The 1,943-nt window shown below is 62.6% G+C and carries 1 protein-coding gene; it reads left to right on the forward strand.

Annotation, left to right across the window (positions count from 1 at the left end; all coding sequences use genetic code 11):
* A partial coding sequence (gene pglX / locus GL263_RS25810; RefSeq protein ID WP_182858153.1) for a BREX-2 system adenine-specific DNA-methyltransferase PglX occupies nt 1-1,943 on the forward strand: 1,943 nt, incomplete at both ends.

The following is a 1,943-nucleotide window of genomic DNA, read 5'->3' on the forward strand; positions in this document are numbered from 1 at the left end:
GTACCAGGTGCCGCTGTCGCATGAGGGGGCGGGTGCGCTGGTCGCCTTCTGGGGGCGGCGGAGGGAGGACGGCACGCTCGTTCATGACTTCACGGATCCGTTGCACGAGGACGACGAGGACGGGACCCAGGGGTGGGACACGCGCTTTCTCGGTGACCTGTACCAGGACCTGAGTGAGGACGCGCAGAAGCGGTACGCGCTGCTGCAGACGCCGGAGTTCGTGGAGGAGTTCATCCTTGACCGGACGATGACGCCCGCGCTGCGCGAGTACGGCTTCAAGGACCTGAAGATGATCGACCCCACGTGCGGGTCGGGGCACTTCGTGCTGGGCGCGTTCAAGCGGCTGGTGGAGGAGTGGGCGAACAAGGCCCCGACGGTGGATGTTCACGAGCGGGTGCGGGCTGCGCTCGACTCCGTACATGGAGTGGACATCAACCCGTTCGCGGTGGCCATTGCGCGGTTCCGTCTGCTGGTTGCGGCCATGGCTGCCGCGAACGTGCGGACGATGAGCAAGGCGGCGCGGTATGAGTGGCCGGTCCACCTGGCGGTGGGCGACTCGCTCATCAAGTCCCGTCAGTTGGAGCTCACGCTGGACGGGAAGGAGGCGGAGGATCCGCTGGCCTCGTTCGCGTATCGCACGGAGGACTGGCTGGAGCACCCGGACATCTTGAAGCCGGGGCGGTATCACGTGGTTGTGGGGAATCCGCCGTACATTACCGTGAAGGACAAGGAGCTCAACCAGCGATACCGGGAGATGTACAAGGAGGTGTGCCACAAGGAGTACGCGCTCACTGTGCCGTTTGCGCAGCGGTTCTTCGAGCTATCCAAGAACGGCGACCCCGAGACTGGCCGGGGTTACGGCATGGTCGGGCAGATCACCTCCAACTCGTTCATCAAGCGCGAGTTCGGTGTGCATCTGATCCAGGCGTACTTCGGGCATCAGGTTGAGCTGACGGAGGTCATCGACACCTCGGGCGCATTTATTCCGGAACATGGCACGCCCACTGTGATCCTCATCGGACGACGGCGGGGCGGGCAGCACCGTACGGCGACGGTGCGAACGGTACGGTCGGTGCAGGGAGAGCCGGGTCCTCCCGACGACGCAGCTAAGGGGCATGTGTGGTCGGCGATTGTCGACCAGATCGACAAGCCGGGCATCCCGGGTAAATGGGTGTCTGCGGGCGATCTCGATCGGAAACGCTACTTCGCCAAGCAGCCTTGGGTGCTCGCGGACGGTGGACAAGAGCTGATTGAGAAGCTTGAAGCAGCAGGTGGCCCGAAGCTCCGCAATCGGGCAAAGCGCTTCGGGTACACGGGGCAGACGAACGCGGACAGCCTCATGATCGCCAATCGGGCTGCATGGCTTCGTCGCGGAGGCGAGGAGAAGCTCGGGCGCGTGCTTGTGCTTGGTGACGAGTTGCGCGACTGGTTCCACTCGGAGGGTGCTTTCACTTTCTTTCCGCACGAGGAGGCCTCGGAAAAGTTCAAGCTGTTGCCTCTCCCTGAGCGCGCCGGCGCGTACAAGTGGATGTGGCCAGCTCGGACGACATTGGGCCACCGTGCGACCTTCTCCAAGGGGACGTATTTTTCGGATGGGAGGCCTTGGTATGAGTGGCACCAGGTCACTTCTAGCCCAGGTAGCCATCCATGGTCCATCGCGTTCGCGGAGATCACTACGCATAACCACTTTGCCTTGGACCGTGATGGGAAGGTCTTCAACAGGACTGCGCCTGTGGTGAAGCTGCGCGAGGATGCTTCTGAAGAGGAGCATCTGCAGTTGCTCGGGGTGCTTAATAGCTCCACTGCCTGCTTCTGGCTAAAGATGGTTAGCCACGACAAGGGCAGCCAAGGGGTCAATGAGGGCTACAAGTCACAAGCTTGGGAACGGTTCTACGTCTTCACCAGCACAAAGCTGCAGGGCCTCCCCTTGCCCCCGGTCTACC

The sequence above is a fragment of the Streptomyces durbertensis genome (assembly GCF_014156695.1).
GTDB lineage: Bacteria > Actinomycetota > Actinomycetes > Streptomycetales > Streptomycetaceae > Streptomyces > Streptomyces durbertensis.